A 15,247-nucleotide genomic window follows, 5' to 3' on the forward strand; every position below is an offset into this window, starting at 1 on the left:
ACCAATCTCTTTAAATTAATATTATCAAATAAGAAGCCTGTAAATTTTGCAGGCTTCTTGTCTAATTTTATCAACACAAATTTTAAAGGAAAATAATTATGTCAACAGTAACTATTACAGCACAGGATATTAATAAATTACGCCAGGCTACCGGCGCCGGTATGATGGATTGCCGCAAAGCCTTGACAGAAGCCAACGGCGATTTTGAAGCAGCTATCGACTGGTTGCGCAAGCAAGGTCAGAAAGTTGCCGCTAAACGCAGCGACCGCGAAGCGAAAGAAGGCGTTGTAATCGCACAAACCAATAGCGACAACACGAAAGGTTACATTGTAACTATTTCTTGCGAAACGGATTTCGTATCTAAAAATGAAGATTTTGTTGCTTTCGCTAAAAGCATTGCAGATGCTGCAGTTGCAAATGATGTAAATTCTGCGGAAGAATTGAACGAGGTTTCTGTAAACGGCGCTAAGGTGGCAGATTTGATTAATGATAAATTGGCTGCCATCGGCGAGAAAATTGCTGTTGCACGTTTTGAAAAACTGGAAGCGCCTTATGTTGCTTCTTATATTCATGGCGCTTATCGTTTAGGCGTTTTGGTTGGTTTGAGCGCAGCAAATGCTGAAGCCGGAAAAGATGTGGCGATGCAAATTGCAGCGTTGAATCCATTAGCAGTAGATGCCAGCAGCATCACGCCCGAAACGATCGAACGCGAAAGAAGCGTTATCATTGACACTATGAAAGCTGACCCGAAAATGGAAGGCAAACCCGATGAAATGATTGCAAAAATCGCTGAAGGAAAATTAAATGCTTTCTTCAAAGAAAACACTTTGCTTGCACAGCCTTTCGTAAAAGACGGCAGCAAAACAGTTGAAGCATATCTCGGAAAAGATTTGAAAGTTACAGGCTTTAAGCGCGTAGCTTTGGGATAGTCTTTCCTCAATTCATGTTAAATAAAAGCCCACGATTTAAGTCGCGGGCTTTTTTATTTGTTGATTGAAAATATTATTTTTATTTGAGGTAGGGTAAGTGAAACCTGAATTGTTATTAATCAGAGAAACGATATTTGTTTATAGAACATAAGCAATATATACAATTAGGCGACTACGAGTTTGAGCAACTCTTTAAAGAAAACTTTAAAAGTCTGTCAGCGTATGCCAATACTTTTTTGAAAGACGTAGAAGCGGCAAAAGAAATTGCACAAACGGTTTTTTATAAATTATGGATAAAGAGAGAAAGTATATCGATTGAATATTCAATGTCTGCATATTTGTATAAATCGATTCATAATGAGTGCATGAATTATATAAAACATGGCAAAGTAAAAACGGCTTATCTCAAAGAAATGAAACATGAAGAAAATATTGTTATATCTGATGAACGAACAACGGAAAGAGAATTACGCAAGAAAATAAATGATGTAATAAAAAGGCTTCCCGAACAATGCGCAACTATTTTTTGCATGAGCCGCTTCGAAGAACTGAAGTATAAAGAAATCGCTGAAAGGCTCGGTATTTCTATAAAAGCGGTTGAAAAACAAATTACAAAAGCGTTGAAAATTTTGCGAGTGGAACTGAAAGAATATCTTCCGTTAATTTTAATAATGCTGTTTGGCAAATGAATTATCAAGATGAAAATATAAACGATGAAATGCTCGTAAGCTATTTGTTAGGCGAATTGGATGCAGAACAAAACGCAACGGTTTTGTCGTGGATGAATACTGATAAAGCCAATGCAAAACGTGTGGATGATTTGCGTTTCATTTTGCAGCAGGTAGAAAGCGAGAAAGAAAATATTACTGTTGATCTTGACAGAGAATGGAAAATTTTTCAAAGAAAAATCAATCAATATTCAATCGGAAAATTTTCTGTTTCATACAGGAAAATTTTCAGTGTTGCGGCAATGTTTATCGGGTTTATTTTTATCGCTTCTATTGCTTATTATTATTCCAATAGTCAAAAAATTAAGATTGCTTCGGGCAAACAAATTGTTTCTGCAACATTGCCCGATGGTTCTAAGATTACACTAAACAAAAATTCTTCTCTTGTTTATACCAAAAATTTCAACCGAAAAAACAGAAGGGTAACGCTGCATGGCGAAGCATTTTTCAATGTTCGTCATAATGCTTCTATGCCGTTTAAGGTATCGGTAAATGATTTGTCCGTTGAAGACATTGGTACATCCTTCAACATAAAATCGGATAAAGAAAATACGGAAATAGTGGTGGAATCGGGCAAGGTAAAAGTAGAAAAAGACGGCAGCGAATTATTGTTGTCCGCAAATGAAAAAACGGAAATAACCAATAATGCGCCGCTTGTAAAAGCAATCGCTTCCGATAAATTGTATCAATATTATCGAACAAAAATTTTCAATTGCAACAGCACTCCGTTGAAAAATCTAATCGACGCTTTGAACGATAGTTATAACCAAAACATTGTTCTGGAAAATGACAGTCTTGAAAATATTCCGATAACGGTTACGTTCAACAATCTTCCTTTGGACAATGTACTGGAAATTGTATGCCGCACATTACGATTGAAATACAGAAAAACACAAGGGAAAATTATACTTTACCGCCATTAAAATTTTATACGCATTTGAAACAATTATACATCGCTGTACTTGCTGTTCTGTTTGGCTTACAACTTCACGCACAAACCTTGTTGAAGAAACATGTTGCAGATTTTTCGGTTAATCATTTATCCGTTCCGCAGGCGTTGGAAAAACTCTCTAATGAAACCAATGTTTTGTTTTCTTATCAATCCGATATTTTTAAAGATGCTAAATCTGTAAATATTGATGTGAAGAATGAAACCGTTGAAAAGGTGCTTGCGCAAATGTTGCATCATTCATTTTTGTTTACGGAAGAAAACGGATATATCGTTATTCGTAAAGCTGCATTCAGGATAATTGAAGGCATTGTTTTGGACGATTCTACGGGAGAAAAAATTGATAACGCATTTATTTATACAATGCCTGCCACAACTAAGGTTCAGACGAATATAGACGGAAAGTTTATTATTAAAATTCCGTTGGATACAACGATAAATTATTTATGTATCAGCAAAGATTTTTATACAGATAAAATAATTTCTTTAGAAAATATCGATGACGAAAAACAAACTATTTCACTTCGACAAATGCCTGTTCCGGAACTGCCGCCGGTAACTTCGGAAACAAAGAATACGTACGAAAAAAATGTTGCATTGCATTTGTTTGGCGGCACTTCGCATGGTGTAAACGGCCTGGAAGCGGGAACTGTTTTTAATTACAACAAAGGCAATGGAAGTATTATCCAGATTGCAGGAGCCGTCAATATTATAGAGAAGTCGTTGAACGGCGTACAGCTTGCAGGCATTCATAATTATGTGGGCGATACTGCACGTGGATTGCAGCTTGCAGCTTTATTAAATAAAACGGAAGGCGAGGAAGACGGTGTGCAAATTGGCGCTATTAATCACGCGAAACACTTGAAAGGATTGCAGATAGGTTTGATTAATATTTCCGATTCTTCGGATGGTTATAGCTTAGGAGCTATTAATATTTCTGGTAGTAAATATTTCCCCGCTGTTTCTTTTTTTGCCACGGATATGATGAGTACAAATGCAGAGATAAAATTGGGTAACAGGAAATTATATACTTCAATTTTGGCGGGCGCAAATTTCTTTACTAAACACATAGGTTATATTGGTTTCGGATTGGGGCATGATTTTGTGATTAATCAACGTATGATTTTTTCAACAGTTTTTAACTGGGGAATGTTTTGGGAAACAAGATATTTAGATGGGGAAAAACACGGAATATTACACATAACAAAATTTGATGACAATAGTATTAGTGATATAAATTATCTCTTGGAATTTCGCCCGTCCTTTAGTTGGCGATTTGCAAAAAGGTATTCCCTTTTCGGCGGTCCCGTTTTTAAAAGATATATCGACCATTTCGCAGGCAAAACAAAATATGGCATCGGATGGCAGTTGGGAATAAGCAATGACTCTTGGATAAAAACAACGGTCAGAAGCAGTAACAGTTCCGATAGGTCATGGTCTTTGCAGCCTGCATTGCTGCCCAACTTCAATACAATCGGCTTCAGGCTTTTGGGCTATGATGTAAGAGTTCTGAAAAACCTTCCGGATAACATGGCTTTTATTGCAACAACAGGGATGGCAAAATTGGACAATTGGTATGCTGACTATGGAATAAATCCCAATGCTAATTCCGTTCCTGTTTTTTATCAAATGGCAGGGTTAAAGATTTTTGCCACGCAACATTTTTTTGCTGCAATGCAAATAGGAATGTCTTTTAAAAACCATGATATAAAAGAGAGGTTTTTATACGCGCCGGAAGTTGGATGGGACATTGGAAAAAGAATAAGCCTAAGTATGCAATACTTTAAACTTGAACAGGATATTCTGTCTCTTCGTTTCGGCTATACGCTTTGGAAAAGCCGTTAATTATTTTTAGAAAAAAATACTTCTTTTAGAGTAGGGTATTGCTCTGTTGAATTGTCCTGCAATGGATGAAGAAAAAACGAAGAGTGATTTATTATCTCGTTGATGGCGCGCATATCGACGTGATAAAAAAATTAATAGACAAAGGCGAGCTGCCGAACATCAAACGCATTACAGAGGAAGGCACATTCAGAAAAGCAACCACGTGTTTTCCATCAACTACCGGACCTGCATACTTGCCGTTTCTCACAGGGCATTTTCCCGGAACCATGAATGTTACAGGCATTCGCTGGTTTGATAAAGAAGAATTTAAACGAAAAAGATGGTTTAATAAAAATACCATGCGCTCGTATTGCGGTCCCGAAGCAGGGTTGTTCAATACAGATATGCCGCAGGACAAACCAACGTTGTTAGAAATTTTTGACCAGTCATACAACCTCTACAACATGATTACGCGCGGCGTAAAAGCCGAAAATGATTTGGGCAAAAAAGGAAAAGCCTTGTTGTATATGCGTGCGCATTTTTTCAAGAGAAATCATCCTGTGGATATTACGGGACACGCGCGCATTATGGATTTGCTGCTTAGCGGAAAAGATTTTGATTTTCTCTTTGCCGTTTTCCCGAGTGTTGATTGGGATTCGCATTATTATCATATTCAAGATGAAAAAACAATTGCCGCTTATAAAATTGCAGATGAAAGTATTGGCGAAGTAAGAGCATTTCTTGAAAAGAAAAATCTTTGGGATGATACATTGTTCATACTTACATCCGACCACGGATTAACGCCCACACATACACATTTAGACCTCAGCGATTGGATGACGGAACATGGACTAAAATCGGTCAGCTATCCTGTTATCTGGCGTTTGAATCCAAAATGTTCCGTTTCCGTTTCGGGCAATTCTTTTGCAAGTATTCATTTACTGAAACACAGAGGCAGTCATAGTTTGAGAGAAAATGAGTTGATGCATTATTTCACAAAAGACAGGCGTAAAGCATTGCTGCAAGAACCTGCCATTGATTTTATTACTTATCGCGGGAACAGGGAAAATAGTTTTGTTGTAGAGAATTTACACGGTAAAGCAATCATTTTTAAAGATAATGAAAAATATAGTTATTCTCCTGAAACGAACGACCCGCTTGGCTTAGGAAAAATTAATTCCATTGATTCGAGAGAAGCATTGGAATCAACTTTCGATACAAATTATCCCGATGCTTTGGTGCAGATAGAACAATTGTTTCGCGGCAAAAGAGCAGGCGATTTTGTTGTAAGCGCACAAAAAGGTTACGACTTGCGCGACTTTTGGGAAATACCTGAACACAAAGGCTCTCACGGTTCTTTACAACGGGAACATATGTTGGTTCCGCTTATTTCCAATAAAACATTGAACGCGGATTTCTCTGCTAGAACTGCTGATGTCTTTAATACAATTCTTCATTGGATGGGCAAGAATCATTATCCGTCGGAAGGTCAATCATTATTCAAATAAACAATCTTTTATGCAAGAAAATAATGCAACTACGCTTGAATTACAAGCAGAAAAAGAAAGCGGTTTTTTGAAATATTTTCAAAAGAATGCCATCGTCAAAGGTGTTTTGTGGTTTGCACTGATTACGATTTCAGTATTAACTTTTTTGTTTTTGTATAATAATGCAGGTAGCACACTGAAAGCGCTTGAAAAGTTCAAGTTAAAATATTTGTTGCTTGGCTTGCTGATGGTTTTTATCGATTTGCTGCTCGGCGGCTGGCGCAATCATATTTTTATACGAAAGCTCAATCCGACAATTTCTTCGTGGGTAAGTTTCAAAGCCAATGCGGCGAATATGTTTATGGGTGCCATTACGCCCGCGCATGGCGGTGCCGGTCCGGCACAATTGTATATTTATATGAGCAACGGCGTTAAGTTTATCGATGCGTTTGCTGTTGCACTAATCAATATGGGTGCTACACTTATTTATATGCCGCTTGCTGCGCTGTTTGCATTGCTTACAATACATCATCAGATTGAAGCGGATGTTATCAGCTATCTGTTGAAATACGGGTTTACATTTTTCACTTTGTTCTTACTGGTATTTCTGCTCGCTTTTTGGAAACCTGTTTTGATTGGAAATTTGATACAAAAAATTGCAGCTTTATTGGCGCATTTATTTTCGAAAAGAAAAAAGAAATTAGAAAGTTGGGGAGCAAAATCTTTCCGAAATATTCAAAAGTATCAGGCAGTTTGCCATACATTGCTGAAAGAAAATCCGTTGTTATTTCCGTTGGCAATATTAATATCAATTGCGCTTTATCTGAATAAATATTGTACGCAGTATGTGATACTTTTAGGATTGGGAATTCATGCAAATTTGATACACGTTATTTGTGTGCAAATACTCATTCAGTTTATGATTTATTTTGCGCCAACGCCCGGCGGTAGCGGGTTTGCGGAGTTGGGTATCGCAGTATTTTATAAGAAAATAATTCCTGCTGCAATGCTTCCGTTGTTCACGGTTTTGCAAAGGTCGTTCATCTTGTTTTTTCCTGCCATGGTAGGCGCATTTGTTGTTATCGGAAGATTGAGAAGACAAGCGGGAACAAGAGGTAATGTATAAAAAGTTAAAATGCTATTAACAATGACATAACATTTTGACTAAGCATCAAAAGTTATTTTCGTCGTTGAAAAAAAATATCAGGCGATGAGAAAAACAAATCTTTCCTTTTTATTGGCAGCAGCTATGTTTAGCTTTTTGTTTTCCTGCAAATCGAAAACAACGGCTACCATTCCGCGACCAAAACATTTGATTATCGTGATTGATGAAAATCATAAGTACGATGAAATTATCGGTTCGCCCAATGCGCCGTATATTACTTCGTTGAGTAAGGAAGCTGCACTGTTTACCGATTCTCATGGTGTTATACATCCGAGCCAGCCTAACTATCTCGCATTTTTTTCGGGCAGTGTACAAGATGTAACCGACGACCGTTGCCTCGATTCGGTTACGCCTTATACAACTAAGAATTTAGGTGCTTCCCTTATTGCCAAAGGATTTACGTTTAAAGGTTACGCGCAAGGTTTACCTTCGGTAGGCAGTAAGATTTGCCGCGACAGTGTAAGCGCGCTTACGCATGGCACTGTCTATGGTCGCAAGCATTGTCCGTGGATAAACTGGCAAGGCAACGGAGAAAATAATTTCCCCGATTCTTTAAGTCTGCCAATGACTGCTTTCCCCAAAGATTTTAATCAACTTCCGGATGTTGCTTTCGTAATTCCCGATATGGACCACGATATGCACAACATTGGCAAACCGGGCGATTCGGCTGCCATCAAGCGTGGCGACGACTGGCTGAAAGAAAACCTAAGCGCATATATCGAATGGGCTAAAACGCATAACAGTATGTTCATTCTTACTTTTGATGAAGACGATATGACGGCGACTAATCGTATTCCTACATTCATTGTCGGACCGCAGGTAAAACCCGGAGAATATGCCGAACATATTAATCACTTTGATGTGTTGCGTACTCTTGAAAAAATGTACGGTTTGCCGCCTTGCGTGCAGGATACTTCTGCACACGAAATTACAGATGTGTGGAAATAAAAATTACGGAACGTTGATATATTTATGAATCTGCAAGCTCAATTCCCACTTCGGGTTTTGCTTGATATAATCTACAATTAAAGGCAACATTTCTTTTTCTTTCGACCATTCAGGTTGAAGATATAGTTTGCAATCCGGCTTTGTTTGCGCGGCATATTTTTCCGCCCAGGCAAAGTCGGATTTGTTGTAGATAATGATTTTTAATTCATTGGCTTTAGCTATAACTTCCGGCAAAGGCGCTTTAAATTTTTTGGGCGAAAGGCAAATCCAGTCAAGGTTTCCGCTTAACGAATAGGCGCCGGAAGTTTCAATATTAGTTTGAAAACCTACTTCCTGCAAAGCATTCGTCAGTTCATCCAAATTATACATTAAAGGTTCTCCGCCTGTGATGACGGCGATTACATTTTTTGCCTTATTGGTTTCCTGCAAAGCATCTGTAACAATTTTTGTTACAGTTTGCTGAGGATGAAGATTAGCATCCCAGCTTTCTTTTACATCGCACCAAACGCAGCCCACATCGCAGCCGCCAAGACGAATAAAATACGCCGCGCGACCCTGATAAAATCCTTCGCCCTGAATGGTGTAAAATGCTTCCATCACGGGAAGTGTATGTTTGATTTGCGATGTTTGATTTATGATTTCCATTTCTATTTTACCTCACGTAATTCGTACGCCCGCATCGTATTCTTCAACAATCCCGCAATCGTCATCAACCCCACGCCGCCGGGAACAGGCGTAATGAAAGATGCTTTCTCTGCAACTTCATCAAACGCGACGTCGCCTTTGATGCTGTAACCCGATTTTTTTGTTGCATCTTCCACGCGCGTAATGCCAACGTCTATAATAATTGCTCCGTCTTTAACCATATCGGCTTTTAAAAATTCCGGCTTACCCAATGCGGCAACAATAATGTCTGCCTGCAAGCAAAGCTCTTTCAAGTTATGTGTGTGCGAATGACAAAGTGTAACCGTGCAATTGCCGTAAGGATTGTTTGTGCTTAACAAAATGCTCATCGGTCTGCCAACGATATTGCTGCGACCAATCACAACGGCGTGCTTGCCTTTCGTTTCAATATTATAATGTTCCAGCATCAGCATGATGCCGTAAGGCGTTGCGGGAATGAACGACGGAATGCCGAGCATTAAATTTCCTGCGCTGATGGGATGAAAACCATCTACGTCTTTCGCGGCATCAATGGTTGCAATTATTTTTTGCTCGCTAATGTGCTTGGGCAAAGGAAGTTGTACCAAAATGCCGTCGATATTTTCATCATTATTCAGTTTGATGATTTCGTCGAGCAAAGTCTGTTCGTCCACATTTTCATCCAGACGAATTAAGGTAGATTGAAAGCCGATTTCTGCACAGTTCTTCACTTTGCTGGCGACATAGGTTTCGCTTGCGCCGTTTGTTCCCACGAGAATTGCCGCGAGATGCGGCGCGCGTTTGCCTTTGTTTACTAAGGTTTCGACCTGCTGTTTCAGTTGTTCTTTTACCGCTTTTGAAGCGATTTTTCCGTCTAATAATTGCATGGCGCAAAGATAATTTGATTAACTGATAATCGGTTCTAAATAAATTTTTTTTGCCGGAATAGAAAACGGTCTTAATTTTGCTAACGGTGTTAGAAAAAATTTTGTGTGATGGGTATCACGGAGCGTAAAATAAGACATAAGGAAAATGTGAAGTCCAATATATTGGATGTAGCCCGCCAAATCGTAAAAGAAGAAGGCTGGCAGGCGCTTTCCATGCGCAAAATTGCGGATGCAATTGAGTACAGTGCGCCCGTCATTTACGGGCATTTCGAGAATAAAGAAGCTATTTTATACGAGTTGTCGCTCGATGCGTTCGGGCAATTGCACAAGCTGTTGGCGAAAGCAGAGAAAAAATATTCCGACCCTAAAGAGCAGTTGAAAGCTTATGCAGATACTTACTGGAATTTTGCTTTTAAAAATAAAGAGTATTATCAGTTGATGTATGGGCTTGGCGTGCCATGTTGTGGCGCTGGAAAAATGAAGCCCGAAGTTAATGATTTCCGCGATTTTGTTGCGGAAGCCATTGAAAAGATTATGCGTGAAAACAAGTCCGATATGAGCGAGCTTTGCTTTAAAACATATTCGTTTTGGTCTGTACTGCACGGCTTAATTTCCATTATGCTGATGCGTGACTCGGACATAGATGCAACATTTAACAAGAAAGTAATGGAAGATACGGTAGCAGCTTATATTAAAAACGTTTAGTAAATTTTTTTCTTTACTCATTAATGTTGTTATAAATACTAACGATGTTAAGTCTAAAACATTATTCAAAGAAAAAATTAAAGCCATAAAAAGGCTGTGTAATAATATTTAAAAGAGTTTTTTTCTTCATTATCTAACAATGTTATAAATACTAACATAGTTATATTTCTAATCAAATCAAAAACAAAAAATAAAAACAGATGACACAAAAAGGAGTTATTCAAAAGTATAAGTATGGATACTTATTCGGATTGATTGCGTTTTCGCTCATTGCTTTGTCCGGCTGCGGTTCATCTTCGGCTGCAAATCAGGCTGCTGCCGCACCGCCGCCGCCTGCATTGCCTGTATTGGCTTTGCAAAATTTGAATGTAAATACTTACAAAGAATTTACCGCTTCGGTAGAAGGCAGCAAAGACATAGAAATTCGTCCGCAGGTCGAAGGGATATTGACGAAGATTTATGTGGATGAAGGTGCTTATGTTCACAAAGGTCAAACGCTTTTTAGAATTGATAGCAGACCTTACAACGAGCAAAAGAACAGCGCACACGCGACTTTACTGGCTGCAAAAGCGGCTTTGCAAAACGCAAAAATCAACGTGGACAAATTGTTGCCTTTGGTAAAAAACAATGTGGTATCCGATGTGCAACTGCAGACTGCACAGGCGCAGTATGAACAGGCAAAAGCTAATGTTGCACAAGCGCAGGCGGCTGAATCTTCTGCAAGCATCAATGTTGGTTTTACCACGATTGACGCGCCTGCCGACGGTTACATTGGTCGCATTCCTTATAAAACGGGAAGCCTCGTGGGTACAACTTCGCCCGAAGCATTGACGGTGCTTTCGCAAACAAAGCAGATGTATGTTTATTTCTCCATGAGTGAAACAGATTTCCTGCATTTCACTTCATCGGTTCAGGGAAAAACTATGGAAGAAAAAGTATCACACATTCCGCCGGTATCGCTTGTGTTGGCAAATGATTCTCTTTATCCCGAAAAAGGAAAAGTGGAAATCGTGGAAGGACAGTTTGATAAAAACATCGGCGCTATCAGTTTCCGTGCAACATTTCCTAATGCAAACGGTTTGTTGCGTTCGGGCAACACAGGTAGAATCCGCGTTCCTGACCAGGCGATAAACGGAACAGTCGTTCCGCAGGAAGCGACGTTTGAAGTGCAGAACAAAACTTTTGTTTTTGTTGTGGGCGACAGCAACAAAGTTGCGAGCAGGCAAATCAACATTGCACAAAGTGCAGGCACTTATTATGTCGTAAACAATGGCGTAAAAGCAAACGACAAAATCGTATATGCAGGTTTCGACAGGCTCGCAGACGGCGCAGCCATTCAGCCGCAGCCGATTACTTTGGACAGTTTGTTGAAAGTATCGCCGCTGGAGTAGTTGAGTTTTACGCAACGAAACAAAGAGAGCAAAGCTCGCTACGTTAATGTTTTATTGCTATCGAATATATTATTGAACATCATTTCACGTAACAAAATAAATAGTGCGTTGCGTTCGCGGTTTTCGTTGTCGCGTTGCGTGAAAAAATCATTTATCTAAATAAAAAGATATTTTTTATGCTAAAAAAATTCATTCAGCGCCCGGTATTATCGACAGTCGTTTCGGCAATATTGTTGATATTGGGGCTGATTTCTTTAACCACATTGCCCGTTTCGCAGTTTCCTGATATTGCGCCGCCGACCGTGCAGGTTACGACCACTTATCCCGGTGCGAATGCCGAAACTGTGGCGCGCTCCGTCGCCGACCCGATTGAAGAAGCGGTAAACGGCGTGGAAAACATGACGTACATGACTTCCAATTCAAGCAACGACGGAAGCATGACTTTGAATGTATATTTTAAACAGGGAACAGACCCCGATATTGATGCGGTAAATGTTCAGAACAGGGTGTCGAAAGCCTTAAGCCAGTTACCACAGGAAGTAGTTCAGGCGGGCGTTTCCACACAGAAAGTACAGAACAGTATCATCATGTTTATTGCCGTGTCGAGTTCAGATACAAGCTATGATGAAGCTTTTATTCAAAACTATATCAAGATAAATTTGATTCCGCAGTTGCAGCGTATTCCGGGTGTGGGACAGGCGCAACCCTTCGGCAACAGGGATTATTCCATGCGTATCTGGCTGAAGCCAGACAGGCTCAATGCTTACGGGCTTTCGCCGCAGGATGTAAGCAATGCAATTAAAGACCAAAGCCTGGAAGCTGCACCGGGAAGATTGGGACAGCAAAGCAAAGAGGTATTTGAATATGTGTTGAAATATAAAGGCAAACTGAACAAGCCTGAAGACTATGATAACATCATCATCAAAGCGAATACGGATGGTTCTGTAATCAAACTCAAAGATGTTGCAAGCGTTGAATTGGGTTCTTATACTTATTCCGCCAATAGCAGGTTAGACGGCAACCCTACTTCCGGTTTGGCAATTTATCAAACGGCAGGTTCTAACGCGAACGACATTCTTACAGCAGCGCAAAAACAATTGGACGAATTTAATAAAAGGCTGCCCAAAGGTTTGAAATCAACCATTATGTTCAATGCCAAAGAGTTTTTGGATTCTTCCATTCATCAGGTGTTGCACACATTAGTGGAAGCGTTCATATTGGTATTCATCGTGGTGTTTATTTTCTTGCAGGATTTCCGTTCAACGTTAATTCCCGCAATTGCAGTACCCGTAGCTATTGTGGGTACATTTTTCTTCATGCAACTCTTTGGTTTCAGTATCAATTTATTGACCTTGTTTGCATTGGTTCTTGCCATCGGTATTGTGGTAGACGATGCGATTGTGGTGGTCGAAGCCGTACATGCGAAAATGGAACAAACGGGTTTGCCTGCGCGCAGAGCAACGGAACATTCGATGAGCGAAATTTCGGGCGCGATTATTTCTATCACATTGGTCATGGCTGCGGTGTTTATTCCCGTTGGTTTTATGAAAGGTCCTGCAGGCGTGTTTTACAGACAGTTCGCGTTTACACTGGCAATAGCTATTTTGATTTCTGCCGTGAACGCGCTTACGCTTAGTCCTGCGTTATGTGCATTGATTTTGAAAAACCCGCATACCGAAGAACACGGCGAAAAGCGCAAAGGATTTTTGGGTAGATTTTTCGCGGCATTTAACGTGGGATTTAAAACTTTGACCGACAAATATCTGCAAGCAATTAAGTTTTTAGTTAAGCGGAAATGGGTTGCCATTTCAGGTTTAGCATTGGTTGCTGTGGTTACGTTCTTTATGATAAAAAGAACGCCTACCGGTTTTATTCCTACGGAAGACCAAAACTTCTTGTTGTATGCGGTAAATACGCCACCCGGAAGCTCTTTGGACAGAACGAATAAAGTAATGAAAAGCATTGAAGGCATTGCAAAGCAACAGTCTTTCACGCAGCATCATTACCAGATAGATGGATTGAACTTTATTTCCAACGCAAATGCAGCGCCTTTTGGTGCGGGCTTTATACGTATGAAACCGCAGGAAGAACGCGGCGCGATGAAAAGCTTTGACCAGATTGCAGGATACATGACGATGCAGGTGGCGCAGCAGGTAAAAGGCGGAAGTGCGTTCTTCTTTACATTCCCGACGATTCAAGGATTTGGTAATGTAAGTGGCTTTGAATTTATGTTGCAGGACAGAGGCAACGGTTCGCTCGGAAAGCTTGATACGACTGCACATGCGTTCATTGGTGCATTGATGCAACGCAAAGAAATTGCTGCTGCATTTACTACATATTCCGCAGGTAATCCGCAGTATATGCTGGAGATTGATAATGAAAAGTCCATGCAACTTGGCGTACACGTCAGCGATTTGTTGCAAACATTACAGACTTATTACGGAAGCACTTTTGTAGATGATTTTAATCGCTTCGGAAAATATTATCGTGTAATGGTACAAGCCGATGCCGCGTATCGTATGAATACTCAATCGCTGGATAATATTTATGTGAAAAATGCACAAGGACAAATGGTTCCGGCAAATGCGCTTGTTTCGTTCAAGCGCGTGTACGGACCGGAAACGGTTACGAGAAATAACCTTTACAATGCAGTAACCATCAACGGTACACCGAAGCCCGGATATAGTACAGGCGACGCCATTAAAGCTATTGAAGAAACAGCGGCGCAGGTATTACCGAAATCTTACGGTTACGAATGGACGGGCATGACGAGAGAAGAAATTAATGCAGGCTCGCAAACGACCATCATCTTTATCATGAGTCTTGTGTTTGTCTATTTCTTGCTGGCTGCGCAATACGAAAGTTATATTCTTCCGTTAGCAATTGTTTTGACCATTCCGCTGGGAGTGTTTGGTGTAATGCTGTTCATCAATTGGTTTGGCATTGACAACAATATTTATGTGCAGGTTTGTTTAATCATGCTCGTCGGGCTGCTGGCGAAGAACGCGATTCTGATTGTGGAGTTTGCCGTACAGCGCAGGCGCGGCGGAATGCCCTTGTTTGCCGCGGCTTTGGAAGCATCGCGTTTAAGGCTTCGCCCGATATTGATGACTTCGTTCGCGTTCATCGTTGGTTTGATTCCTTTGATGCGTGCAACAGGCGCCTCGGCGCTGGGTAATCGTTCTATCGGAACAGGTGCTGTCGGCGGAATGTTGACGGGCGTATTATTGGGCATATTCGTGATTCCTGTGTTGTTTGTGATTTTCCAATACTTGCAGGAAAAGGTGGTAAAGAAAGATTCAAAACGAATAACGAAAGTGGATATTCACGATTAATAAAACATGATTAAAACTATTGTTGGACGAAACTGTGTGCGAAAGATTTTGAGGATAATGAAAAGTTTCGTTCAACAATTAATAAAATAAGTTTTGTTGAGATTTCTCCCTGCGGTCGAAATGACGATGCAGACTTTCATTTTTTAATTTATAATGATGATTTGCAAAGCAATTGAAACGCTTGCACCGTCATTCCGAATGGAGCGAAGCGGAATGAGGAATCTCTAAAAAATAATTGTAAACAGTTTCAAAAAATA

The 15,247-nt window shown here is 40.1% G+C and carries 12 protein-coding genes; 10 read left to right on the forward strand and 2 right to left on the reverse strand.

Translation table 11 applies throughout. The annotated features are described in order from the left end of the window. Positions 1–98: 98 nt before the first annotated feature. From tsf to A9P82_RS13880, 7 genes are all read left to right on the forward strand, one after another. Positions 99–929 carry a translation elongation factor Ts gene (tsf, locus tag A9P82_RS13850; RefSeq protein ID WP_066208799.1) on the forward strand — a complete coding sequence of 277 codons (831 nt, stop codon included), beginning with the start codon at positions 99–101 and terminating at the stop codon, positions 927–929. Between the two features lie 134 nt (positions 930–1,063). Beyond that, entirely contained in the window at positions 1,064–1,618 is a 555-nt protein-coding gene (locus A9P82_RS13855; RefSeq protein WP_066208801.1) for an RNA polymerase sigma-70 factor, read from the forward strand. Then, a complete protein-coding gene (locus A9P82_RS13860; RefSeq protein ID WP_066208803.1) occupies positions 1,615–2,580 on the forward strand; it encodes a FecR family protein in 966 nt (321 codons plus the stop codon). Before A9P82_RS13855 ends, A9P82_RS13860 begins: the two co-directional genes overlap by 4 nt. Next, positions 2,517–4,451, forward strand: a complete 1,935-nt coding sequence (locus A9P82_RS13865) for an STN and carboxypeptidase regulatory-like domain-containing protein (protein WP_066208804.1) — start codon at positions 2,517–2,519, stop codon at positions 4,449–4,451. The genes A9P82_RS13860 and A9P82_RS13865 overlap by 64 nt, the downstream gene beginning before the upstream one ends. Positions 4,452–4,516: 65 nt before the next feature. Further along, positions 4,517–5,938, forward strand: a complete 1,422-nt coding sequence (locus A9P82_RS13870) for an alkaline phosphatase family protein (protein WP_066208806.1) — start codon at positions 4,517–4,519, stop codon at positions 5,936–5,938. Between the two features lie 10 nt (positions 5,939–5,948). After that, positions 5,949–7,043, forward strand: a complete 1,095-nt coding sequence (locus A9P82_RS13875; RefSeq protein ID WP_066208809.1) for a lysylphosphatidylglycerol synthase transmembrane domain-containing protein — start codon at positions 5,949–5,951, stop codon at positions 7,041–7,043. Between the two features lie 84 nt (positions 7,044–7,127). Continuing rightward, on the forward strand, positions 7,128–8,030 hold the full coding sequence (locus A9P82_RS13880) for an alkaline phosphatase family protein (RefSeq protein ID WP_082915360.1): 903 nt from the start codon (positions 7,128–7,130) through the stop codon (positions 8,028–8,030). 3 nt (positions 8,031–8,033) lie between these two features. On the opposite strand, the gene A9P82_RS13885 is transcribed toward A9P82_RS13880, so the two are convergent. Further along, entirely contained in the window at positions 8,034–8,675 is a 642-nt protein-coding gene (locus A9P82_RS13885) for a 7-carboxy-7-deazaguanine synthase QueE (protein ID WP_066208810.1), read from the reverse strand. A 2-nt stretch (positions 8,676–8,677) separates the two neighbouring features. Beyond that, on the reverse strand, positions 8,678–9,559 hold the full coding sequence (locus tag A9P82_RS13890; protein WP_066208811.1) for a bifunctional 5,10-methylenetetrahydrofolate dehydrogenase/5,10-methenyltetrahydrofolate cyclohydrolase: 882 nt from the start codon (positions 9,557–9,559) through the stop codon (positions 8,678–8,680). A gap of 108 nt (positions 9,560–9,667) precedes the next feature. Between A9P82_RS13890 and A9P82_RS13895 the strand changes: the two genes are divergently transcribed. The 3 genes from A9P82_RS13895 to A9P82_RS13905 all read left to right on the forward strand — a co-directional run bounded on the left by A9P82_RS13895 (position 9,668) and on the right by A9P82_RS13905 (position 14,990). After that, on the forward strand, positions 9,668–10,264 hold the full coding sequence (locus tag A9P82_RS13895; RefSeq protein WP_066208812.1) for a TetR/AcrR family transcriptional regulator: 597 nt from the start codon (positions 9,668–9,670) through the stop codon (positions 10,262–10,264). A gap of 200 nt (positions 10,265–10,464) precedes the next feature. Beyond that, a complete protein-coding gene (locus A9P82_RS13900) occupies positions 10,465–11,655 on the forward strand; it encodes an efflux RND transporter periplasmic adaptor subunit (RefSeq protein ID WP_066208814.1) in 1,191 nt (396 codons plus the stop codon). A gap of 176 nt (positions 11,656–11,831) precedes the next feature. Beyond that, a complete protein-coding gene (locus tag A9P82_RS13905; protein WP_066208816.1) occupies positions 11,832–14,990 on the forward strand; it encodes an efflux RND transporter permease subunit in 3,159 nt (1,052 codons plus the stop codon). The last annotated feature ends 257 nt before the right edge of the window (positions 14,991–15,247 follow it).

The sequence above is a fragment of the Arachidicoccus sp. BS20 genome, from assembly GCF_001659705.1.
In the GTDB taxonomy this organism is placed as follows: domain Bacteria; phylum Bacteroidota; class Bacteroidia; order Chitinophagales; family Chitinophagaceae; genus Arachidicoccus.

What these genes read in the sequence shown, in the direction of transcription:
- tsf (WP_066208799.1), top strand. Translation starts at nt 99, where the DNA reads ATGTCAACAGTAACTATTACAGCACAGGATATTAATAAATTACGCCAG.
- A9P82_RS13860 (WP_066208803.1), top strand. Translation starts at nt 1,615, where the DNA reads ATGAATTATCAAGATGAAAATATAAACGATGAAATGCTCGTAAGCTAT.
- A9P82_RS13865 (WP_066208804.1), top strand. Translation starts at nt 2,517, where the DNA reads ATGCCGCACATTACGATTGAAATACAGAAAAACACAAGGGAAAATTAT.
- A9P82_RS13870 (WP_066208806.1), top strand. Translation starts at nt 4,517, where the DNA reads ATGAAGAAAAAACGAAGAGTGATTTATTATCTCGTTGATGGCGCGCAT.
- A9P82_RS13875 (WP_066208809.1), top strand. Translation starts at nt 5,949, where the DNA reads ATGCAAGAAAATAATGCAACTACGCTTGAATTACAAGCAGAAAAAGAA.
- A9P82_RS13880 (WP_082915360.1), top strand. Translation starts at nt 7,128, where the DNA reads ATGAGAAAAACAAATCTTTCCTTTTTATTGGCAGCAGCTATGTTTAGC.
- A9P82_RS13885 (WP_066208810.1), bottom strand. Translation starts at nt 8,675, where the DNA reads ATGGAAATCATAAATCAAACATCGCAAATCAAACATACACTTCCCGTG.
- A9P82_RS13890 (WP_066208811.1), bottom strand. Translation starts at nt 9,559, where the DNA reads ATGCAATTATTAGACGGAAAAATCGCTTCAAAAGCGGTAAAAGAACAA.
- A9P82_RS13895 (WP_066208812.1), top strand. Translation starts at nt 9,668, where the DNA reads ATGGGTATCACGGAGCGTAAAATAAGACATAAGGAAAATGTGAAGTCC.
- A9P82_RS13900 (WP_066208814.1), top strand. Translation starts at nt 10,465, where the DNA reads ATGACACAAAAAGGAGTTATTCAAAAGTATAAGTATGGATACTTATTC.
- A9P82_RS13905 (WP_066208816.1), top strand. Translation starts at nt 11,832, where the DNA reads ATGCTAAAAAAATTCATTCAGCGCCCGGTATTATCGACAGTCGTTTCG.